Genomic DNA, 20,812 nt, shown 5'->3' with positions numbered 1-20,812 from the left:
ACCAAGTGGGAACTTGGAGAGCATGCTGCTCGCACTGCTCTGTATCGGCATCTTCCTGGTTCAGCTGGACGTGACAGTGGTCAACGTGGCCCTGCCGACGATCCGGGTCGATCTCGCGACCGGTCTGGCCGGCCAGCAGTGGGTTGTCGCGGCGTACATGATCGCTCTGGCCGGGCTGCTGCTCCTGTTCGGCGTACTGGGCGACCGGATCGGCCATAGACGGGTTGTTCTGGCTGGACTGGCGGTGTTCGGTGGTGCGTCGCTGGCGTGTGGAGTCGCACCGAACATCGAGCTATTGGTGGCCGCGCGAGTCGTACAGGGCGTCGGTGCCGCATTACTGCTGCCAGGCACGCTGGCCGTCATCACAGACCTGTACGCGGACAAGGCGGCACGGGCGCGCGCTGTAGGCATCTGGTCCGGCGCTGGTGCACTGGCGTTGCCGTCCGGACCACTACTCGGCGGTGCGCTGGTCAGTGGCCTTGGCTGGCGAGCCGTGTTCCTCATCAACCTGCCGATCATCGCTATCGCACTACCAGTGGCCTGGCGGCTCGTTCCGCACCAGCAGACCAAGCAGGAGCGTACGAAGACCCGCTTGCGGATCGGTCCGGACTTCATCGGCGCCAATCTGGTCGCCGGACTGATGAACTTCGTCGGACTCGGCACTGTGCTCGTGCTGACGCTCTATCTGCAGGAACACCTTTCTCAGAAGGCGTTCCGGGCCGGGCTGGAGCTCATCCCGCTCTTCCTCCCGTTAGCCGTACTCGGTCCGATCTCCGGGCGCATCACCGCTCGGTACGGTCCGCGGCTGCCGATGACGATCGGACTGGTTCTCGGCGTGATCGGATCGGCGTTCCTGCTCGGCGTACACGACACCAGCCGGTACGCGGCCGTCGTACCGGTGCAGCTCGGTCTTGGCCTCGGGATGGGCTTCCTGACCGCGGCCGTGGTGCACGCATCCATCGCGGCACTGCCGCAGGACCGCGCCGGGCTGGCCAGCGGCGTCAACAACACCTCCCGCCAGGCGGTCGGCGCCCTCGGGATCGGCGTGTACGGGGCAGTGGTCGGTCACGCACCCAGCTTCGTCACCGGACTGCACACGCTGGCGTGGCTGGGCGGCGGACTGTGGGCGGTTGCCCTCGGCATCACCTGGTTGACCGTGGAATAACTGATGTGTCAGTCCATTGGCCAGATGGTGCGGAAGATGGTCGTGCGCAGGCGGTAGAACCTGCGGCGGGCGGACTGGATCAGCGCCGGCGACGGCCGAAACCGTTCGGTCGGAAAACGCATCGGGACTTCCTCATTCGACGTACTTCACCGAATCGGCGATCTCCGCGGCCCGGTTGACGTCGGAGCCGGGCACGATCACCTGGACGAGCAGCGAGCCGCCGTCCCCGCGTGCGACGACCCGTTGGAAGAGCACCATAGCTGCCGGACCGCACTGGGTGGAAAGCCGGTTGGTAGTCCGCTCGCCACCCTGCGTGAACCCGGTGTACGGCGCCGAGTCCCGGCAGCCGAGGTCGGAGCTGTCCGGGAAGGCCAGTTTCGAGGCGGACACACCCACGAAGACACCCGGCGATCCCGCCGACCAGTCGGCGTCGCGGCTGACCCGGAACGACGGCAGCCGGTTCTTCGCACCCGGCGCCAGCCAGTCCGAGACCGCCTTCGACTTGGCCCACCCACGCGGCATCGTCACCTCGAACCGCCCGCCCGAAACCACAACCTGCTTCCGACCGGCCAGATACCAGTGCCCGCCGTACCCAGCCCCTCCCCCCACCACCAACACCACCAGAGCAGCCACCACCCACCGCCCCCACCGCTTCCGGGAACCCCCAGCCCCACCCACCGCACCAGCCGCCACACCAGCCGCTCCGGACGCCGCACCCCCAACACCGGCTGCTCCGGACGCCACGCCGGCTGAACCAGCTGTCCCCGCTGAACCAGACGCTGCGCCCGGCAGACCAGAGCCACCTGCTGCGCCGGAGGACAGCTGCTTGGTTGCGGCCTCAGATGCCTCGCGCGCTGCATCTGCAGTCGCCCCGGATGCCCCGGGCGCAGCAGCTGAAGTTGTCGAGTCATCCGAGCCGACGGCACCTCCACCCTCCACGCCAGCCTCGCCTGCACCCCGCACGGTAGCCGCCCCGCCGGCGGACCGTGCAGCAGAGCCGGTGACCACGCCAGCGGTGGACTGTCCGGCAGACCCCGTCACCGCACCAGCGGCCGACTGTCCGGCAGACCCCGTGGCCGCCTCAGCGGCGGACTGTGCGCCGGGGGGCTGCGCAGCGGGCCCGGTGGCGGACTGTGTCGCGGATCCGGTGGCGGACTGTGCGGCGGGCCCGGTGGCGGATTGTGGGCCGAGCCCAGTGGACTGTGTGGTGTTGCTGTCGGCGGCCGGGTCGCTGGATCTGACGATGGTTGGCTGGTTTTCGTCGCTGAGGGCTGTTTTGGCGCCCAGGTCTTCCGCGGCCGTGGCAACCGTCAGGCTGTCGCGGGCCGGAGCGGGGAGGTCTCGGGTCGGTTCGTCCAGCGCGCCCACCAGTTGACGGGTGAACGTCTGAATATCCGGCCAGCGGCTCTCCCGGTCCGGGTGGAGCGCCCGGACGATTGTGGCGTCCACCTGCTCCGGCAGGTCGAACCCAAGCGAGCTGGGCGGCGGCGCCACCTCCACGCGACTAGCAGCGCCGAGTCCGTCCACCTGGTGCGGCGACCGGCCGGTCAGCGCGGCGTACGCCACCGCGCCCAACGAGTACTGGTCCGCGCGCTGGTCCAGCCGCTCCCCCAGCGCCTGCTCCGGCGCCACGTACGAGGGTGTACCGCCCGGCATCGTGATCCGGGACACCTCGTCGAGTGACTTGCCCAGTCCGAGGTCCGACAGCACGGCCCGCTCACCATCGTCGGTGCTGCGGAACAGTACGTTGGCCGGCTTCACGTCCCGGTGCAGCAGCCCGCGCCGGTGCAGCGCCTGCAGACCACGGCCGACCTGTACGACCACGTCGACTGCTTCCGGCAGCGGCAGCGGCTGCTCTTTCAGGCGATCGGCGAGCGTACCGCGGTCCGCGTACGTGAGTACCAGGAACGGCCGCCCGTCCTCGAGTTCGCCGACGTCGTGCACCTGGACGACGTGTTCGGACTCGACCCGGCGCAGGAACCGGCCCTCCTCCAGGAACCGCCGCCGGACCGAGTCGTCGTGCCCCCAGTTGTCGGCCAGCACCTTGATCGCGACCTCGGCGTCCAGTTGCTCGTCGTGAGCGAGCCACACCGTTGCGAAACCGCCTGCGCCCAGGCGTCGGCGCACAATGTAACGACCGAGTCTGGTTGGGGCCCCCATAGAGGGCATTATGGAGCATTGGAGTGTCCCCTCACCGGGGCCGATCGAGAGCAAAGGCGCAGATGAGCGACAGCACCAGCCCGGCCGACGACCTTGCCACCCTCGCGGAGCGCGCGCAGGCGGGTGACAAGAACGCGATGGACGACCTGTTGCGGCAGGTGTATCCGCGCGTGCTCCGGATCTGCCGCAGCGTCCTGCCGTATTCCGCCGACGCGGAGGACGCGGCCCAGGAGGCGCTGCTCAACGTCGCCACCAAGATCAACACGTACTCCGGCCGGAGCAGCTTCTCGACCTGGGTGCACTCGGTCGCGGCCAACTCGGCCCGCTCGACGTACCGGAAGCTGAAGCGCTCCGCGCAGGCCGCGCACAACCCGGAGCAGATGGAGAAGCCGGACCCGCGTACCACCAGCGTGATCGCCGGCACCCGGCTGGACCTCCTGGAGGCCTTGGAGACCCTGGAGCGGGACCGTCCGCAGATGGTCACCCCGCTGGTGCTCCGCGACGTCTACGGCCTCTCGTACGAGGAGATCGCCGCCGAGGTCGGCGCCCCGCTCGGCACCGTCAAGTCCCGCATCCACGACGCCCGCGAGGTCGTCCGCCCCCTCCTCCGCCCCAAGGACTGAGCTTGGCGACTGGCGGCTTGTGTCACCGATGGCCGGCTACAACAGGTCATCGGTGGAACTAGCAGCCAGCCGGACCTACTTGTCCGTGCGGGGGCTCCCGTAGGGGTGCGGGATGTGCTCAGATGGGGGCATGAAGAAGCTCATCAACGACCCTGGTGATGTTGTGGGTGAGGCGCTGCGGGGGATGGCGGCGGCGCATCCGGATCGGTTGCGGGTGGATCTGGAGAACCGGATCGTCTATCGCAAGGGCGCGCCGAGGTCCGGGAAGGTCGGGCTGATCTCCGGTGGCGGGTCCGGGCACGAGCCGATGCACGGCGGGTTCGTCGGGGTCGGGATGCTGGACGCGGCCTGCGCGGGTGAGGTCTTCACCTCCCCGGTGCCGGACCAGATGATGGCCGCGACCAAGGCGGTCGACGCGGGCGCCGGGGTGCTGCACATCGTGAAGAACTACACCGGCGACGTGATGAACTTCGAGATGGCCGCCGAACTGGCCGCCGCCGACGCCGGTACCGAGGTGCTGTCCGTGGTGACGAACGACGATGTCGCCGTCCAGGACAGCCTGTACACGGCCGGGCGTCGCGGGGTCGGCGTGACCGTGCTGCTGGAGAAGATCGTCGGCGCGGCCGCCGAGGAAGGCAGGTCGCTGCAGGAGGTCGCCGACCTGGCCAAGCGGGTCAACGACAACGGCCGCAGCATGGGGATGGCGCTGACGTCCTGCACCGTCCCGGCGGCCGGCAAGCCGACGTTCGACCTGGCCGAGAACGAGATGGAGGTCGGCATCGGCATCCACGGCGAGCCCGGCCGCCAACGTCTCCCGCTGGCGCCCGCGAAGGAGATCGCCGCGCTGCTGGTCGACCCGGTCGTCTCCGATCTGCCTTACACGCAAGGCGACTCGGTGATCGCGTTCGTGAACGGCATGGGCGGCACGCCGCTGATCGAGCTGTACCTGATGTACAACGAGGTCGCCCAACTCCTGGACCGGGCCGGCATCACCGTCGCCCGCTCCCTCGTCGGCAACTACATCACCTCCCTGGATATGGCCGGCTGCTCCGTCACCCTCCTGAAGGTGGACGACGAACTGGTACGCCTCTGGGACGCCCCAGTGAACACCCCCGGCCTACGCTGGGGCTCGTGAGCATGGGAGTGGAGTCCTTCGTCGGCTGGTTGCGGGATGTTGCTGGGGCTATGCATGAGAATGCGGGGTATTTGACCGAGTTGGACTCGGCGATCGGGGATGCCGATCATGGGGCGAACATGGATCGCGGGTTTCAGGCGGTCGTGGCGGTGCTGGACGAGTCGTCGTTCGGGAGTGCCGACGAACTGCTGAAGAAGGCCGGGATGACGCTGGTCAGCAAGGTCGGCGGGGCGAGCGGGCCGTTGTACGGGACGTTCTTCCTGCGGTTCGGGACCGCGCTGGCCGGGGTGGACCCGATCACCCCGGAGGCGATCGGCACCGCGTTGCACGCCGGCGTCGAGGGCGTACTGGCGCGCGGCAAGGCCGAGCTCGGGGACAAGACCATGTACGACGCGTGGGCGCCGGCTCTGGACGCGTACGACGCCGCGGTCGCGGGCGGAGCGGACCTCGGTGCCGCGCTGACCGCCGCGGCGGAGGCGGCCGCGAAGGGCCGGGACGGGACCGTGCCGATGGTCGCCCGGAAGGGCCGGGCCAGCTACCTGGGCGAGCGGAGCGTCGGTCACCAGGATCCCGGCGCGACCAGCAGCACTCTGATCGTGGAGAGCGCGGCCCGTACGCTCCGATGATCGGGATCGTGCTGGTGTCGCACAGCCGCGCCCTGGCCGACGCGGCCGTCGGCCTGGCCGCCGAGATGGTTGCCGAGGACAGGCGCCCGGTGATCGCGGTGGCGGCGGGGCTGGACGCGACCACGTTCGGGACCGACGCGATGGCGGTGTCGGAAGCGATCACGACCGCCGACAGCCCCGACGGCGTACTGGTGCTGCTTGACCTCGGGTCGGCGGTGCTGAGCGCGGAGATGGCGTTGGAGTTCCTCGACCCGTCGGTGGTCGAGCACGTGCGGTTGACGAGCGCGCCGCTGGTGGAAGGGCTGGTGGCGGCGGTCGTCACCGCCTCGACCGGGGCCTCTCTGGACACGGTCGCGACCGAGGCGCGGCGCGGACTGGCCGGGAAGCAGGATCACCTCGGCGATGCGGTGGTCGCCGAGTCGGCTCCGGCGGGTGCCGCTGACCGGAGTGTTGATGTGGTGGTCGGCAATGAGCACGGGTTGCACGCGCGGCCGGCGGCTCGGCTGGTCGGGTTGGTCAACGCGTACGACGCGACTGTCGTGCTCACTGATCTTGATACCGGGCGCGGACCGGTCGACGCGGGCAGTCTGAGCATGGTGGCGACGCTGAACGCTCAGCAAGGGCATCGGCTTCGGGTCGGTGCTAGCGGTGCTCAGGCCGCGGAGGTACTGGCCGCGATCGAGGCGCTGGCGGCGGAGAACTTCGGCGATGAACCGGTGCGGAAGGTGCCGGCCGCTGGTGGTTCCGGGCTGGATATCGCGATCGGGACGGCGGTGGTTGCCGGTGCTGAAGTGGACCTGGGTGATTATGTTGCTGGGGACAACGAAGTTGAGCGGATTGACGATGCTGTCCGGGCGGCCGGGGATGAGTTGCGCGGGATGCTGGACGGCGAGCATCGCGGGATCTTTGCGGCGCATCTCGCGTTGTTGAACGACCGTACGTTGCTCGGAGAGGTGCGGGCGGCGATCGAGGACGGGGTGTCCGCGCCGGTCGCCTGGAAGCAGACCTTTGACCGGTTGGCCGGAACCTTCGAGCAGCTTGAGGACGCTTACCAGCGCGAGCGCGCACAGGACGTCCGCGCGGTACGCGACCGGGTCCTGCGCGTACTGGCGGGGGCGGTGCGCCCGGCGCGTCCGCCCCAAACCGGTTCGGGGCGGGAAACTGCCTGGTTTGGGTGGGTGGGCCTCCCCGAACCGGTTTGGGAAGCCGGCGCAGCGGGGTCGGCGGACGCGGGGGAGGTTGCGGGGGCGATTCTGGTGGTGGGTGAGTTGGATGCGGCGACGGCGGCGTCGCTTGAGGTGGCGCGGGTCGCGGGGGTTGCGGTTCGGGCGGCGGGGACGACCGGGCATGGGGTGATCGTCGCGCGGTCGCGTGGGATTCCGCTGATCACGGGGATTGGCGACATCGACGTACCGGCCGGGGCGACCGTCGCGTTCGACGCCCGGACGGGGACGTTCGACCTCTCACCGGATGCCGACGCCGTCCGCGCCAGGATCGCGGAACGCAAGGACGAAAGGCGGCTCGCGGTCGAGGAGGCTGACCGGCCGGCGACCACCCGCGACGGTACGACGATCGACGTACTCGTGAATGTCGGCGCGGTGCCGGACGCGATCGACGTACGCGGCGCGAACGGCTCCGGCCTGGTCCGGACCGAGGTGCTGTTCGGCGACCGGCGTACGCCGCCGACCGTGGACGAGCAGGTCGAGGCGTACCGCGCGATCGCCGATGCGCTGGGCAACAAACCGATCACCATCCGCACCTGGGACATCGGCGGGGATAAGCCGTTGCCTTTCCTGCCGCAGGCGAAGGAAGCGAACCCGTTCCTCGGCGAGCGCGGGCTGCGGGTCTTCCGCCGACGCCCGGAGCTGCTGCGCGATCAGCTCGAGGCGATCCGGCGTACGGCGGCCGAGACGCCGGTGCATGTGATGTTCCCGATGGTGACGACCGCGGACGAGGTCGCTTGGGCGTTGGCGGAGCTCGGCCCGCGGGACGCGCTGGAGGTCGGCATCATGGTCGAGGTACCTGCTGCCGCGCTCCGGGTCGCGTCGCTCGCCCGGGAGCTCGATTTCGTCAGCATCGGCACCAACGACCTCACCCAGTACACGACCGCCGCTGACCGTACCAACACCTCGGTTGCCGCACTGGCTGACGGTCTGGACCCAGCTGTGCTCCAGCTGATCGACCACGTGGTCCGAACGGCCGGTGTGCGGGTGGCTGTTTGCGGTGACCTGGCCAGTGATCCACAGTCGGCAGTGCTACTCGCTGCACTTGGCGTGACCGAGCTGAGCGCTGTCGGTCCACAGGTACCTCTGGTGAAAGCACGGCTGCGGCAGGCCGACCTCAGCCAGGTCGACACTGCCGCAGTGCTAGCCGCGCGGGACGCGGATCAGGTACGCGGCTTGCTGTAGTAGCGCAGCTCGACCAGGTTGAAGCCGGCTGTCTGCTCCGCCTTCGCCGGGAGGGTGTAAGCCGCACCGGGCTCCAGGTAGGTGATGTCCGGGCTGTCCTGATCCAGATCGACCACCAGAGCCGGGTACGCGCCGGTGCGCCAGGTGTACGACTCCCCCGCCGCCGGTGTGACGTGCTGGACGCGTACGTCGTCCTCGTCGACGACAACCTTGGTGGGCAGCTCGCCTGCCGCTTCGAACCCGGCCTCCGCGGGGATGCCGGCAACAGTGAGGTACGGGTCGCCGGATGCCTCTTCACCGAGGTCGAGTACCTCGATCAGCCTGTTCAGGTACAGCGCGTCGCCGTCGTTGGTGAGCATGTGCACCGGCGACACCGGCCGGTACACCGACCCGCCGACCGTCTCACTGAGGTGCCGCGCCGGACTGCCGTCCAGCCAGTCCATGTGGCACGGCGACGTGGACAGGCACAGCACGACGTACGGGTTGTGGTGCAGGTGCCAGCCCTGCGCCTCACCGGGCTGCAACGACACCTCCCAGACGCGGACACGGGAGTTCTTCAGCAGCACTCGGGTGCCGATCTCGCCCAGAACGACCTCAGAGCCATCCGGTGCGGTCACAGTGGTACCTGCAGTCATGCCTTCTCCTCAATCGGTCGTTCCATCGCGACACCTGCCAACAGAGTGCCGTCCGGCATCGGTAGCTGGGCCGGCTCCACCTCGCTGAAGCCATAGGCCTTGTAGAGCGGTACGCCGGGCAGTGTGGCCATCAGTGCGAGTCTGGTGAACCCCTCGGCCCGTGCAGCGTCGGTGCAGGCATTCAGAATCGCCCGGCCGAGCCCACGCCGTGTCCAGTCCGCGCGGACGAACATCGCTCTGATCCGCGCCGGCTCGGTCGCCGGGTCCAGCAGCCGCCCGTCCGCACCGGCCGTGCTCGCGTTGAACAGCTTGTTCCGCCGGCTCCACCCGCCGCACGCGACGATCTCACCGCCTGCGTCGTGTACGTAGTAGGTGCCGTCCTCGATCAGTGCGGTGTCCAGCGTGGTGATGTGCTGAGCCGCACTGGCCGTCTGCACCGCGTCGTAGTACGCCGGGAACTGCTGCTCCACCGCACCACGTGCCAACCGGGCGATCGCAGCACCATCCGCCCCAACAGCCAACCGCAACACAGCCTCCACACCCCAGAGACTAGGTCATTGCCAGGAGGAACAAGCCTCCCGAGTACCCCGGGCGCAGGACTGCCTCAACTCGGAGGTGCTGGGCGCGGACCGGAGTGAAGGTGGTGGTGTTGAGCTGGTCGGCTGCCACCTCGTACGGCGTGGTGTTGTCGACTGGACGCCACATCTCACCGTCGAGCCACAACACCCGCCATGACTGCGGTACGCGGCACTGACCGGTGCCTGTGTCGTCGTACCAGTAGGTCGACACCTCGGAGAGCTCGCGTACGGAGCGCAGGTCGTACTCGATCCACTCGGTGGTGCCCCGGCGGTCCCACCAAGTGAAGCGCGGGATCGACGTGTCAGCAGACGACTCTGGTACGCGGCCCGAGTCAGGTGCTTCCAGTGAGTCTGTCTCCCACTCCGGAATCCGCTGCGCCTGCGTGGTGAGTGCAATCGGCACCCCGCTCGCAGTGAACGGGTTGTCTCCCGGCTCTCGCTCTACCAGCTCGAACGACGCACCGGAGACCAGCCCGTAGTTCCACGGGGACTCTGGATAGACAGCCAGCTCCTCTGTATCCCCAAGGCGTTCGTAGCGTTCGTCAATGGCCAGTGAGTACGTCAGTGGTCCACGGTCCACAGACATCGAGTTCTGGTTGTCCTTCCAGACCCGAGTGCTCGTACGCATCGGTAGTACGAGCTCGACGTGATCGCCTGAGTGCCACGTACGCTCCAGCTTCAACCAGTCGCCACTGACTCGTACCGGTTGGCCGTTGACCTTCAGCGAGACCTCATCTGCCTAACCGACCTTTGCCGTCACCTTGCTTGCTGCGTACATCGATGCGGCCAGCCCGTTGTCAGTGGTTGCCAGCCAGAGCTCCAGCGCGTAGTACGGCCAGCCCATGCCGTAGTTGTGCGGACAGCACCGGTACTGACGTACGCCGTACTTGTACGCCTGCATAGCGAACGGGTTCTCGAACTGCCCGTGCTTACGCCGATCGTCGAGCTGCACGCTGTTCGCACAAGTGATGTAGTGCATCACCTTCTGCTGCGGGTCGTACGACGCCGGCAGCGAGTTGAACGCCAGCTCCTCACACCGGTCCGTCCAGACCCTGTCACCGGTGAAGCGCGTCAGCATCTCGTAGCTGTGCATCAACTCGACGATGCCGCACGTCTCGAACCCCTGCCGCGGATCGCCGTACCCAGGCCGCGAGTTCTCGTCCCCCGCGAACCCACCGCCAGGGAACTGCCCGTACAGGTCCATGACGGTCTCGTAGTTCCGGTACGTCGCCGCGTGGTGCTTCTCGTCACCGGACAGCAGCCAGTACTGCAGCGGCTCCCGGAATCCCTGCGCCAGGTTGACGTTGTGCCAGGTAGGGATTCCGTTGACGTAGTCGGCCGAGCCACTGTGCATCTTGGTCACCAGGTCGAGCAGCCACTCCGCACCGGTTCGGTTGTACAGCCAGTACGCACTGTCGATGTTGTCGCCCCAGCGGAACGCGCCCCACGACCGGTTGAACACTTCCGGCGGCTGCGTGTTCTGGAACCGCAGGTACTTGGTGATGAACGGAATGACCCGCTCGTCACCGCTGTACTCGTACCAGGACCGGAAGGCGGCCAGCAGTGGCATGCCTGGCCAGAAGTGCGGACCGGTCTGTAGTGCGGTCCGCAGCCGCTCCGGATCGACCCAGCCGTTGGTGTCGTAGACCAGGAAGTCGGAGATCTCGTCGTACGTGCCGCACAGCCCGTGCACTTGCAGCTCCAACTGCTGCGCCAGCCAGCCGCGCGGCTCGATCGCGCCGGGCGGCAGCGGACTAGGAAAGACGGCACACGTTTTCTGCCGTTGACAACGTAGGACTGCAAGCATTCCCGGTCAAGATCAAAGCGCAGGTCAGCTAGGTCATCGGAGGCGTACTGCTATAGTGCGCCCGACGATCGGAAGGAAACGGATGAAGCGGTCAGCAGTGCGGATGGTGGACGTCGCCGCGCTGGCCGGTGTGTCCGCCGGGACGGCGTCGAAGGCGCTGAACAACACCGGCCAGCTGAGCCAGGACACCCGCGACCGCGTCCTCCGCGCCGCCGCGCACCTCGGCTTCACCCCGGACGCCCGCGGCCGCGCCCTCTCCTCCGGCCGGACGTACACGGTCGCGCTGCTGACCAGCGACAGCACCGGCCGGTTCAGTATCCCGATCATGCGCGGCGTCGAGGACGTACTCAGCGCGGGCGAGCTCGCGACCGTACTGTGCGACACCCGCGACGATCCGCTGCGCGAGCGGACCTACTTACGGTCGCTGGTCGCGCGCGGCGTGGACGGCATCGTCGTCACCGGGCGCCGGACCGACCTGCGGCCGCCGATCAACGTCCCGCTACCGGTGGTGTACGCGCTCGCGGCCTCGACCGATCCGGCCGACGCGTCGGTCATCATCGACGACGCGGGCGGCGCGACCGCGGCGATCAAGCACCTGCTGGCTCTCGGCCGCACGCGCATCGCGCACATCACCGGCCCAGCCGACCACCGGTCCGCGGCCGAACGCGCACAGGCCGCCGTCACCACCGCCGGCGACGCGCTGTGCGGTGAGCCACTGTTCGGCGAGTGGAGCGAACGCTGGGGTCGCCAGGCCACCGACCTGGTCCTACGTCAGCGTCCGGACGCGATCAGCTGTGGCAGCGACCAGATCGCCCGCGGCGTCTGCGACCGCCTCCGCGAGCTCGGCCACCCGGTCCCGGAAGACATCGCGGTGACCGGCTTCGACAACTGGCCGGTGATGGCCCTCGCCAGCCGTCCACCTCTCACCACCGTGGACCTCGGCCTGGAAGACCTCGGCCGCCGCGCCGCCACTCTGCTCCTAGAGGCGATCGCCGGCAAACCACATCACGGCGTACTGGAACTGCCGATCCACCTGATCACCCGCGAGTCGACGCTAGGGCCCTGACTGGCGGCGTTCTTCCCGGCGGGGTCGTGAGGCCCAGCGGTACGAGTAGGCGATCGCTGCCACTGCTGGAATGCCGAAGATGGCTGCCGCGATCTCGCGTCCGAAGACGAGCAGCAGCAACCCGGCGAGTACGAACGGCACCGCCAGCCACACCGCCGCCGCGAACGCGGCCCACCGCCACTTCGACGACGACCGCGCCACCGGCTGGTACAACGCGGACACAGGTAGACCAGCGAAGATCGGCTGCAGATCCGCGTGCGTGACCGCGTCGTGGACGAGGTCGACGCGCCGATGCAGCTCGCCCTCGTCCAACCGCCCGACCGCGAACTGCTCCGACAGCTCGTCCGTGACCACCCGCCGGTCGTCATCGGTGAGCCGTACCTGAGCAAGCCGCCGCCGGGCAGCCGCGACCCGAGCCTCCTGGCCGGCCGCAGCCGCCAGGCCCATCAGCTCCCCCGCCTTACCCGGCCGCCGCTCAACCATCCGTCACCTCACTCCTCCCCACCGAGTGTGCCAGACGGGCGGACCCGGTCACCGAGAAGCAGGAGTGCCGCTGGATGTCACGCGTTGAGGACCGCCGGCAGCGTCGCGCTCCAGGCCGTCCGCAGCTCGGTCAGCGGCACCTCGAACTGGTCCTGCACGTCGAGGGTGTCACCGGTGATGACGCCGATCTTGGCGTGCGGGAAGCGGCGGGCGGTGCACATGTCGGTGAACCGCACCTCCTCGGTCCGCGGCACCGCGACGACCACGCGCCCGGCCGACTCGGCGAACAGGAACAGGAACGGGTCCAGCCCGTCCGGCGCCCACACCCGCGCGCCGACGCCACCGCGCAGCGCCGACTCGACCAGCGTCTGCGCGACGCCGCCGTCGCTGACGTCGTGCGCCGCGTCGATCAGCCCGTCGCGGGAGGCGTTGATCAGGATGTCGGCGAGCTGCTGCTCGGCCGCCAGGTCGACCGCCGGCGGGCGTCCGCCGAGGTGACCGTGGACGACATGCGCCCACTCGGACCCGGACAGCTCCTCCTCGGTCGCGCCGAGCAGGTACAGCTGGTGGCCCTCCATCTCCGGCGTGAACCCGATCGGCGTACGCCGGGTCACGTCGTCGATGACACCCAGCACGCCGACCACCGGGGTCGGCAGGATCGGCGTCTCGCCGGTCTGGTTGTAGAACGAGACGTTCCCACCGGTGACCGGGATGCCGAGCTCCTTGCAGGCGTCGACCAGGCCGCGGATGGCCTCGGTGAACTGCCACATCACCGCCGGGTCCTCGGGCGAACCGAAGTTCAGGCAGTCGGTGACCGCGACCGGCCGGGCGCCCGTGGTCGCTACGTTCCGGTACGACTCCGCCAGCGCGAGCTTCGCACCGGTGTACGGGTCCAGCTTGGCGAACCGCCCGTTGCAATCTGTCGACACCGCGACACCGAGGCCGCTGGTCTCGTCGACCCGGATCATCCCGCTGTCCTCGGGCTGCGCGAGCACCGAGTTGCCGAGCACGTACCGGTCGTACTGGTCGGTGACCCAGGACTTGTCGCACAGGTTCGGCGAGGCGATCAGCCGCAGCAGGGTGTCCCGCAGCTCCGCGCCGCTGCTTGCCCGCGGCAACTTCTCGGCGGCGTCCGCCTGCAGCTCGTCCTGCCAGTCCGGGCGCGCGTACGGACGCTCGTACACCGGTCCCTCGTGCGCGACGGTGCGCGGCGGCACGTCCACCACCCGCTCACCGTGCCAGTCGATCTCCAGCCGGCCGGTGTCGGTGACCTCGCCGATCACGTCCGCCTGGACGTCCCACTTCGCGCAGATCTTGAGGAACGCCTCGACGTTTTCCGGCGTGACGACCGCCATCATCCGTTCCTGCGACTCGCTCATCAGGATCTCTTCCGGCGCGAGCGACGCGTCCCGCAGCGGCACCTTGTCCAGCGACACGTGCATCCCGCCGTCGCCGGCGCTGGCCAGCTCCGACGTCGCGCAGGACAGGCCCGCGCCACCCAGGTCCTGGATGCCCTCGACCACGCGCGCCTGGAAGAGCTCGAGCGTGCACTCGATCAGCAGCTTCTCCATGAACGGGTCGCCGACCTGGACGGCCGGCCGCTTGGTCGGTCCACCGTCGGCGAACGTCTCCGACGCCAGGACGGACACGCCGCCGATGCCGTCGCCGCCGGTCTTCGCGCCGTACAGGATGATCTGGTTGCCGAGGCCGGTCGCGTTCGCGAGGTGCAGGTCCTCGTGCCGCATCACGCCGACACAGAGCGCGTTCACCAGCGGGTTCCCGGCGTACGTCGAGTCGAAGACGACCTCGCCGCCGATGTTCGGCAGGCCCAGGCTGTTGCCGTACCCACCGACGCCGGAGACGATCCCGGGCAGTACCCGCTTGGTGTCCGGCGCGTCCAGCGGGCCGAACCGCAGCGGGTCCATCACCGCGACCGGCCGGGCGCCCATCGCGAGGATGTCGCGGACGATGCCGCCGACCCCGGTGGCCGCGCCCTGGTACGGCTCGACGTACGACGGGTGGTTGTGCGACTCGACCTTGAAGGTGACCGCGTACCCCTCGCCGATGTCGATCACGCCGGCGTTCTCGCCGATCCCGGCCAGCATCTTCCCGGCCGGTGTCTCCTGCGGGATCTCACCGAACTTGCGCAGATGCACCTTGGACGACTTGTACGAGCAGTGCTCGCTCCACATCACCGAGTACATGGCCAGCTCACAGCTGGTCGGGCGCCGGTCCAGGATGTCCCGGATCCGCTGGTACTCGTCCGGCTTCAGTCCGAGCTCAGCCCAGGGCTGCTCGACGTCCGGCGTGGTACCGGCAACTGACACGGTGTCTGTCGACATCAGGACTCCTGCACTAGGTGGGGCTCAGGTAAAACGGTAGCTGGCTGGTGCGAGGCCAGGAGATGGGCCACCAGCAGCGGAAGGGCGAAACCGACCATGATCGCGGGCAGGTTGACGCCCACGTCGTTCAGCAGCATGCCGATCAGGCCGCAGGCGGACAGCGCCAGTAGCGTCGGCCGGACCATCGGATGGCTGGTGTAGAACTCGCGGTACGCCTGCGACGGCACACGGTTCGGTAGGACAGTGGCCAGCATGCAGAGCACGACGGCGATCAGCATCAGCCAACCAGCCGGGCCGGTGAAGACCTGGACGGCCATCTGCAGCTTGCGGACGAGGACGTCGCTCACCTGACCGTCCACCAGCCGGGCAACGAACGTACCGAAGTGACTGCGCTGGTCCGGTGGGCGCTGGTAGTCCAGGAACGCGACGCCCGCCACAGCTAGTACGCCGGCAAGGCCAACGCCGACCAGTGCGCGCAGTGAGATGCTGCCGCGCCAGGTCAGCCAGGCCATCAGTAGGACCGCCGGCGTCAGCGCGAGGATGCCACCGAAGTCGGTACCCCACCCTGGCTTGCCGTCCACGACGATCGCGGCACCACCGATGACCAGTACGGCTACCGCAGCCTGCACTCGGCTCTTGTCGAACAGCTTCTGTGCTGCCCACCCGGCTGTGATCAGGGCACCGACGGCCAGCGCCGCGAACGTAGAGTTGCCGAAGCCGTAGAACCGCCCACCGATCACTGGGCCATCGGTGTACAGGCTGCCGAGCTGCATCGGCGTACCAAGCACTCCGTCGATCAGGAGGAGTAGGTACGCCCCCAACGCCAGCCCGAAGTACGCGGACTTCTTCAACAGGACCTGTGCGATCACTGCAGACACCACACTGATGCCGATGGTCACCGCGTACAAGGAGAACGCAGGAGACGGCCAGCGCCACCAGACTGTTGCTTGGGCCAAGAAGACAGCGATGTAGAAGCCGCCCTGCACCAACAGCGTGAACACCGCGACGCGACGGGACAGCGGGCTGCGCCGGAGCAGGAACCACAGCAGCGCTAGCACTTCAGCACCGACGATGGTCAGGGCTACAGCGAACAGCACTGGTCGCGGCTGCTCGAACCGCTGGTTGGCATCCAACCGGTCATCGATAACAGCTGCCGCGTTGGTGTGGCGGTCACCGACAGAGCGGATCTCGCTGCCGTCGAGCGGACCGGCCTTCTCCGGGCCGGCCGGGTCGACAGCCGCGGCAGTACGGCCGCGCAGGATGGTTGCGGTGATGTCGGTCAACTGGATCAGTCCGGGCCGACGGGTGCTGTCACTGGTCAACCAACGCGGCCCGTCGTCCGGCGGGAGCTGCATCGCGACCAGCGTCTGCTTGTGGTCGTTCGTAGTCACCTGGCTGACTCCAGCCAGCAGCACCCAGCCATCGGCCTGGCGTACCTGTCCGACCAGCTGGGCCACCTTTTGCAGGGCCTCCGCCCGGCCCTCCCGTAGCGGCAGCGCCCCGGCGTCGACGACCGCGTCACCGCACTCAAGGCTCGCTAGCTTGGCCTGGTCGAACTGGGGCTGCCAGTTGGCCACCGAACCATCAGTACGCGCCAGTGCGACCGCTGCACCCGGCCCGAAGCCGCACATCGGGTAGCCGGCCTGACCAAGGCGACCGATCGGTGCGCCGGTGTGGTGCTCGGCCTGGCGGTCCACGTACGTCTGCCAGCCAGTGACTTTGCCATCACTCACCGCAGGCAGGTCACCACATGGCTGGCCGGAATCACTGCCCCACGCACGAGTACCGGCGCCGATCGTCAGCCAGCCGTCGATCGGACAGGTCTGCGGTCCGGCTGTCTTCACGGAGATCGACCCGACGCTGGACTGGTTCACCAGCGCGGTCAGCTCGGGCGACGCCTTGACGTCACCCCAGGTCAGGCCGGGTACGCCGATCACCACGACCTTCGCCAGCAGACTGGCCGGGCTGGTCGGGCTGGCGGGACTGGTGGGTGGCCGCGTGGCTGGTGCGGCGGTTGCCTGGACCGACCCGGCGGCCGCGGCAACGACCGAAGCTACCACCGCGGCAGCACGGACCAACCACCTCATCAGGAGGCGACGACGGCCTTCAGCACCGAGGTGAAGAAGCCCAGGCCGTCCGTGGTCGGGCCGGTCAGTGTCTCGACGGCGTGCTCCGGGTGCGGCATCAGACCGACCACGTTGCCGCGCTCGTTGGTGATACCGGCGATGTCGCGGTACGAGCCGTTCGGGTTCTCGTCCAGGTAGCGGGCGACGACCCGGCCCTCGCCCTCCAGGCGGTCCAGTGTCGCGTCATCCGCCACGTACGAGCCGTCCTGGTTCTTCAGGACGATGGTGATCTCGTGGTTGGCGTCGTAGTCGCTGGTCCACGCGGTGCGGTTGTTCTCGATCCGCAGCGGCTGGTCCTTGCAGATGAACTTGCGGTGGTGGTTCTTGATCAGCGCACCGGGCAGCAGGTGCGACTCACACAGCACCTGGAAGCCGTTGCAGATCCCCAGCACCGGCAGACCCTCGCCGGCCTTCTTGATGATGGTGTCCATCACCGGGGCGAACCGGGAGATCGCGCCGGCGCGCAGATAGTCACCGTACGAGAAGCCGCCCGGCAGGACGACCGCGTCCACGCCGCGCAGGTCCGCGTCACCGTGCCAGAGCGCGACCGCCTCGGCACCGGCGACCGCTGCCGCGCGGCGGGCGTCGGCGTCGTCCAGCGAGCCCGGGAAGGTGACGACCCCGATCTTCACCGGCCGCCCTCGTTGTCATCCGTCTCGACGTGCAGCGTGTAGTCCTCGATCACCGGGTTGGCCAGCAGAGTGTCCGCGGCCTTCCGGATCTCGGCGACGCGCTCCTCGGTCGCCGCACCGTCCAGGGTGATCTCGAAGCGCTTTCCCTGCCGGACGTCGGCCACGCCGTCGAAGCCGAGCCGGCCGAACGCGCCGTGCACCGCCTTGCCCTGCGGGTCGAGGATCTCGGACTTGAGCATGACGTCGACGACAACGCGAGCCACTGACTACTCCAGTTTCGTTGCGGACTGACGGGTGCATCGTACCTGGTCCCCGGATGTGACCCTGATCGCTCCCGGAAGTGGACCTAGGTTCCCTGTCAACTACTGACGGGACGCCTAGCCTCGATGACATGTGGGCGTGGCAACTGGTACTCGCGGTGGGCTTCGGTATTGGCTCCGCCGTGATACCGGTGCTGAACGCCGAGGCGTACGTGCTCGGGGTGGGCGTATCCGGTGCGCTCGACCCGGTGGTGGCGGCGATCGGGGTCTCGATCGGCCAGACCATCGGCAAGGTCGCGATGTTCCTCGCCGTCCGCTACCGCCCGGGCTATGCCGGCCGGAAGACGAAGGAACCCAAACCGGTCAACCTGGACACCCGCTGGGGCCGCTTCGTCCAGTGGAACCGGGGCGTCAGCAAACGCCTCCTGGACGCCATGAGCGACAGCCGCTGGGGCGCCCCGGTGACATTACTGAGCGCGTTCATCGGCATCCCACCGCTGTACGGGGTCGCACTGATCGGCGGCGCGTCCCGGATGAAGACCGTGGTCTTCACCCTGTCAGTACTGGCCGGCCGGGTCGCCCGGTTCGTGCTGCTGGCGCTTGGCGTGAGTGGGTTCTAGTGCGCCGTGTCGGCGCACTAGCTGTCGAACTTGCGGCCGGTCAGCTGCTCGTACGCGCCGATGTACGCCGACCTGGTGCGCTCGATCACCTCGTCGGACAGCGGCGGCGGGGCCTCGCCGGACTCGCGGTCCCAGCCGGACTCGAACTGCAGCCAGTCACGGACGATCTGCTTGTCGTACGACGGCTGCTGTTTCCCCGGCGCCCACTGGTCAGCCGGCCAGAACCGGCTCGAGTCGGGCGTCAGCACCTCATCGGCCAGCACGATCGTCCCGTCCGCGCGGGCGCCGAACTCGAACTTCGTGTCCGCCAGGATGATCCCGCGCTGCTCGGCCATCGCCCGGGCAGTCGTGTACACGCCGAGCGTGGCGTCGCGCAGCGCGGCGGCCGTGTCGGCGCCGACGGTCGCGACCACGGCCTCGTACGAGACGTTCTCGTCGTGCTCGCCGAGCTCCGCCTTGGTGGCCGGGGTGAAGATCGGCGTCTCCAGCCGCGAACCCTCGACCAGACCGGCCGGCAACGGGATGCCACAGACCGCGCCGGTCGCGTTGTAGTCGAGCAGCCCGGAGCCGCTCAGGTACCCACGGGCGACGCACTCGACCGGGTACATCGCCAGCTTCTCGCAGACCACGGCCCGGCCCGCGACCTCGGCGGGTACGTCCGTGGAGAGGATGTGATTCGGCACGTCGAGCTGCTCGAACCACCACAGGCTCATCGCGGTCAGCACCTTCCCCTTGTCGGGGATCGGCGTCTCCAGAATCCAGTCGAACGCGCTCATCCGGTCACTCGCGACCATCAACAGGTCGCCGGACTCCAGCTCGTACAGGTCCCGGACCTTGCCGGAGTGGATGTGCTTCGCGCCAGCGATCTCCGGCGCCTGCGGCTGAGTGGTCACACCGCGGATTCTTCCATCCGGCTACTTGCGGGCGCGCAGTGACATCAGTTTGCCGCCGATACCGAACAGTCCGTCGCGGAGCGTACGCAGTAGCTGATTCTCGGTTTGGGACAGGCGGCCGATACTCCGGGAGCGTTTCACCAGCTTGGTGGTCGCGGGCCGGCGCTCGGCGTCGTACGCGGCCAAGGCTGTCGTGAGATCGCTGGCGTTTTGCAGGTGCCGGGCCAGTGCGCCGACGTCCTCGATCGCCGAGCAGGCCCCGCGGCCGAGGTACGGGGTCATCGCGTGCGCCGCGTCGCCGAGTAGGACGATCCGGCCCTGTACAAACGGAACCAGCGGGGTGGTCAGGTCGTAAATGTCGTTCTGCAGAACCGTTTCGGTGGCGGCGATCAGCTGTGGAATGGGTGCATGCCAGGAGGCGAAGGCGGTCGGTTCGCTGGTCGTTCCTGGCGGCTGGTTCACGGTTCCGTACCAGTAGAAGCGGCCGTCGATCAGGCGCGCGAATCCGAAGAGTTGCCCCCGGCCCCAGGTCTCCCCACCGCCGTCATCCACGGCAACGTCCGCGATCCCCCGATAAGCCGACACCCCCGAATACCGGGGTCCTGCGTAGTCGGGGTACAGCCCCTTCCGAACCACACTACGAACCCCATCAGCCGCCACCAGCAACTCCGCCCGAAGCTCCCCGTTCACCACCACCCCCTCCCCATCCTGCTCAACCCCCACCACCTCATACCCAGTCCAAACCGTCACCCCACCTCGCCGGTCCCCAGCCGCCATACCAAACGGTTTGGTATGTCCCGGGCCGTCGAACTCAGCGGTGATCAGGTCGTGCAGTTGGGCGCGGTGGATCATCACCGGGATCTCCACGCCGAGCTCGGCGGCCCCGACCACCCAGCGGCCGTCAGGCTTCCGCATCCCGGCCGGCTTCGCCCGTACCGCCACCTTCTCGACGCCCTTCACCCCGAGACCCTCGAGCACGGCGACCGCCGACGGCCACACCGAGATCCCGGCACCGACCTCCCCCAACTCCGGCGCCCGCTCCAGCACCGTCACCCGCCACCCACACCGCTGCAACGCAACCGCCGCGGTCACCCCGCCGATCCCCGCCCCCACCACAATCGCCGTCCGCATACTCCAAACTCTACACCTGTAGAGTCTGCCCAGCCAGTGCAAGACTGTCCCCGTGACAACCCCCGTCCCACCCACCCCAAAGCCCGCCACCTCGGAGGACAACCACGCCGGTGACACGAGGG

19 protein-coding genes and 1 pseudogene are annotated in these 20,812 nt (G+C 68.6%); 7 read left to right on the top strand and 13 right to left on the bottom strand.

Going from position 1 to position 20,812, the window contains the following annotated elements:
* Positions 1-22: 22 nt before the first annotated feature.
* Positions 23-1,165 (top strand): MFS transporter, encoded by a 1,143-nt coding sequence (locus HDA44_RS28345; protein WP_184839543.1) that lies wholly within the window; start codon positions 23-25, stop codon positions 1,163-1,165.
* A 132-nt stretch (positions 1,166-1,297) separates the two neighbouring features.
* Here HDA44_RS28345 and HDA44_RS37610 read toward each other — a convergent pair whose 3' ends face one another.
* The gene (locus HDA44_RS37610) at positions 1,298-3,325 is read right to left on the bottom strand and encodes a serine/threonine-protein kinase (protein ID WP_238352571.1); all 2,028 of its coding nucleotides are present in this window, start codon (positions 3,323-3,325) and stop codon (positions 1,298-1,300) included.
* Between the two features lie 62 nt (positions 3,326-3,387).
* On the opposite strand from HDA44_RS37610, the gene HDA44_RS28335 reads away from it, so the two are divergent.
* The 4 genes from HDA44_RS28335 to dhaM all read left to right on the top strand — a co-directional run bounded on the left by HDA44_RS28335 (position 3,388) and on the right by dhaM (position 8,117).
* On the top strand, positions 3,388-3,948 hold the full coding sequence (locus HDA44_RS28335) for an RNA polymerase sigma factor (RefSeq protein WP_184839541.1): 561 nt from the start codon (positions 3,388-3,390) through the stop codon (positions 3,946-3,948).
* Between the two features lie 130 nt (positions 3,949-4,078).
* Entirely contained in the window at positions 4,079-5,083 is a 1,005-nt protein-coding gene (dhaK, locus tag HDA44_RS28330) for a dihydroxyacetone kinase subunit DhaK (RefSeq protein WP_184839539.1), read from the top strand.
* Positions 5,084-5,085: 2 nt separating this feature from the next.
* Positions 5,086-5,709 carry a dihydroxyacetone kinase subunit DhaL gene (gene dhaL / locus HDA44_RS28325; RefSeq protein WP_184844429.1) on the top strand — a complete coding sequence of 208 codons (624 nt, stop codon included), beginning with the start codon at positions 5,086-5,088 and terminating at the stop codon, positions 5,707-5,709.
* Complete coding sequence (gene dhaM / locus HDA44_RS28320) at positions 5,706-8,117, top strand: dihydroxyacetone kinase phosphoryl donor subunit DhaM (protein ID WP_184839537.1); 2,412 nt, start codon at positions 5,706-5,708, stop codon at positions 8,115-8,117. The genes dhaL and dhaM overlap by 4 nt, the downstream gene beginning before the upstream one ends.
* On the opposite strand, the gene HDA44_RS28315 is transcribed toward dhaM, so the two are convergent.
* The 5 genes and pseudogenes from HDA44_RS28315 to HDA44_RS36815 form a co-directional block, all read right to left on the bottom strand.
* Entirely contained in the window at positions 8,096-8,752 is a 657-nt protein-coding gene (locus HDA44_RS28315) for a cupin domain-containing protein (protein WP_184839535.1), read from the bottom strand. The genes dhaM and HDA44_RS28315 overlap by 22 nt on opposite strands.
* Positions 8,749-9,291 carry a GNAT family N-acetyltransferase gene (locus HDA44_RS28310; protein WP_184839533.1) on the bottom strand — a complete coding sequence of 181 codons (543 nt, stop codon included), beginning with the start codon at positions 9,289-9,291 and terminating at the stop codon, positions 8,749-8,751. The genes HDA44_RS28315 and HDA44_RS28310 overlap by 4 nt, the downstream gene beginning before the upstream one ends.
* Before the next feature lie 10 nt (positions 9,292-9,301).
* Positions 9,302-9,958 carry a discoidin domain-containing protein gene (locus tag HDA44_RS36820; protein WP_337906510.1) on the bottom strand — a complete coding sequence of 219 codons (657 nt, stop codon included), beginning with the start codon at positions 9,956-9,958 and terminating at the stop codon, positions 9,302-9,304.
* A gap of 9 nt (positions 9,959-9,967) precedes the next feature.
* Positions 9,968-10,054: pseudogene (locus HDA44_RS38700) on the bottom strand (hypothetical protein); the annotation flags it as partial.
* 15 nt (positions 10,055-10,069) lie between these two features.
* Positions 10,070-11,137 (bottom strand): beta-L-arabinofuranosidase domain-containing protein, encoded by a 1,068-nt coding sequence (locus tag HDA44_RS36815; RefSeq protein ID WP_202887611.1) that lies wholly within the window; start codon positions 11,135-11,137, stop codon positions 10,070-10,072.
* 82 nt (positions 11,138-11,219) lie between these two features.
* Between HDA44_RS36815 and HDA44_RS28300 the strand changes: the two genes are divergently transcribed.
* Positions 11,220-12,203 carry a LacI family DNA-binding transcriptional regulator gene (locus HDA44_RS28300; RefSeq protein WP_184839531.1) on the top strand — a complete coding sequence of 328 codons (984 nt, stop codon included), beginning with the start codon at positions 11,220-11,222 and terminating at the stop codon, positions 12,201-12,203.
* Here the strand turns inward: HDA44_RS28300 and HDA44_RS28295 are convergent.
* From HDA44_RS28295 to purS, 5 genes are all read right to left on the bottom strand, one after another.
* Positions 12,192-12,686, bottom strand: coding sequence for a DUF1707 SHOCT-like domain-containing protein (locus HDA44_RS28295; protein WP_184839529.1), 495 nt, complete (start codon positions 12,684-12,686; stop codon positions 12,192-12,194). The two genes, HDA44_RS28300 and HDA44_RS28295, sit on opposite strands and share 12 nt — an antisense overlap.
* A 77-nt stretch (positions 12,687-12,763) precedes the next feature.
* Positions 12,764-15,028, bottom strand: coding sequence for a phosphoribosylformylglycinamidine synthase subunit PurL (gene purL / locus HDA44_RS28290; protein WP_184839527.1), 2,265 nt, complete (start codon positions 15,026-15,028; stop codon positions 12,764-12,766).
* Positions 15,028-17,088, bottom strand: a complete 2,061-nt coding sequence (locus HDA44_RS28285) for a hypothetical protein (protein ID WP_337906509.1) — start codon at positions 17,086-17,088, stop codon at positions 15,028-15,030. The genes purL and HDA44_RS28285 overlap by 1 nt, the downstream gene beginning before the upstream one ends.
* A 26-nt stretch (positions 17,089-17,114) precedes the next feature.
* Entirely contained in the window at positions 17,115-17,786 is a 672-nt protein-coding gene (purQ, locus tag HDA44_RS28280) for a phosphoribosylformylglycinamidine synthase subunit PurQ (RefSeq protein WP_184839523.1), read from the bottom strand.
* Positions 17,783-18,049, bottom strand: coding sequence for a phosphoribosylformylglycinamidine synthase subunit PurS (gene purS / locus HDA44_RS28275; protein WP_184839521.1), 267 nt, complete (start codon positions 18,047-18,049; stop codon positions 17,783-17,785). Before purS ends, purQ begins: the two co-directional genes overlap by 4 nt.
* Positions 18,050-18,177: 128 nt before the next feature.
* Here purS and HDA44_RS28270 point away from each other — a divergent pair, with 128 nt between their 5' ends.
* Positions 18,178-18,666: a hypothetical protein gene (locus HDA44_RS28270; RefSeq protein ID WP_184839519.1), complete on the top strand. Its 489-nt coding sequence runs from the start codon at positions 18,178-18,180 to the stop codon at positions 18,664-18,666.
* Positions 18,667-18,683: 17 nt separating this feature from the next.
* Here the strand turns inward: HDA44_RS28270 and HDA44_RS28265 are convergent, their stop codons facing one another.
* Together HDA44_RS28265 and HDA44_RS28260 are read right to left on the bottom strand one after the other, a co-directional pair.
* Entirely contained in the window at positions 18,684-19,559 is an 876-nt protein-coding gene (locus HDA44_RS28265; RefSeq protein ID WP_184839517.1) for a phosphoribosylaminoimidazolesuccinocarboxamide synthase, read from the bottom strand.
* A gap of 21 nt (positions 19,560-19,580) precedes the next feature.
* A complete protein-coding gene (locus HDA44_RS28260) occupies positions 19,581-20,690 on the bottom strand; it encodes an FAD-dependent monooxygenase (RefSeq protein WP_184839515.1) in 1,110 nt (369 codons plus the stop codon).
* Positions 20,691-20,812: the final 122 nt, after the last annotated feature.

Source organism: Kribbella solani (genome assembly GCF_014205295.1).
Taxonomy (GTDB): domain Bacteria; phylum Actinomycetota; class Actinomycetes; order Propionibacteriales; family Kribbellaceae; genus Kribbella; species Kribbella solani.
The sequence above is the reverse complement of the archived record's forward strand: the minus strand, read 5'-3'. Positions and strand labels throughout refer to the sequence as shown.

What these genes read in the sequence shown, in the direction of transcription:
- HDA44_RS28345 (WP_184839543.1), top strand. Translation starts at nt 23, where the DNA reads ATGCTGCTCGCACTGCTCTGTATCGGCATCTTCCTGGTTCAGCTGGAC.
- HDA44_RS37610 (WP_238352571.1), bottom strand. Translation starts at nt 3,325, where the DNA reads ATGGGGGCCCCAACCAGACTCGGTCGTTACATTGTGCGCCGACGCCTG.
- HDA44_RS28335 (WP_184839541.1), top strand. Translation starts at nt 3,388, where the DNA reads ATGAGCGACAGCACCAGCCCGGCCGACGACCTTGCCACCCTCGCGGAG.
- dhaK (WP_184839539.1), top strand. Translation starts at nt 4,079, where the DNA reads ATGAAGAAGCTCATCAACGACCCTGGTGATGTTGTGGGTGAGGCGCTG.
- dhaL (WP_184844429.1), top strand. Translation starts at nt 5,086, where the DNA reads ATGGGAGTGGAGTCCTTCGTCGGCTGGTTGCGGGATGTTGCTGGGGCT.
- dhaM (WP_184839537.1), top strand. Translation starts at nt 5,706, where the DNA reads ATGATCGGGATCGTGCTGGTGTCGCACAGCCGCGCCCTGGCCGACGCG.
- HDA44_RS28315 (WP_184839535.1), bottom strand. Translation starts at nt 8,752, where the DNA reads ATGACTGCAGGTACCACTGTGACCGCACCGGATGGCTCTGAGGTCGTT.
- HDA44_RS36820 (WP_337906510.1), bottom strand. Translation starts at nt 9,958, where the DNA reads ATGCGTACGAGCACTCGGGTCTGGAAGGACAACCAGAACTCGATGTCT.
- HDA44_RS36815 (WP_202887611.1), bottom strand. Translation starts at nt 11,137, where the DNA reads ATGCTTGCAGTCCTACGTTGTCAACGGCAGAAAACGTGTGCCGTCTTT.
- HDA44_RS28300 (WP_184839531.1), top strand. Translation starts at nt 11,220, where the DNA reads ATGAAGCGGTCAGCAGTGCGGATGGTGGACGTCGCCGCGCTGGCCGGT.
- HDA44_RS28295 (WP_184839529.1), bottom strand. Translation starts at nt 12,686, where the DNA reads ATGGTTGAGCGGCGGCCGGGTAAGGCGGGGGAGCTGATGGGCCTGGCG.
- purL (WP_184839527.1), bottom strand. Translation starts at nt 15,028, where the DNA reads ATGTCGACAGACACCGTGTCAGTTGCCGGTACCACGCCGGACGTCGAG.
- HDA44_RS28270 (WP_184839519.1), top strand. Translation starts at nt 18,178, where the DNA reads ATGTGGGCGTGGCAACTGGTACTCGCGGTGGGCTTCGGTATTGGCTCC.
- HDA44_RS28260 (WP_184839515.1), bottom strand. Translation starts at nt 20,690, where the DNA reads ATGCGGACGGCGATTGTGGTGGGGGCGGGGATCGGCGGGGTGACCGCG.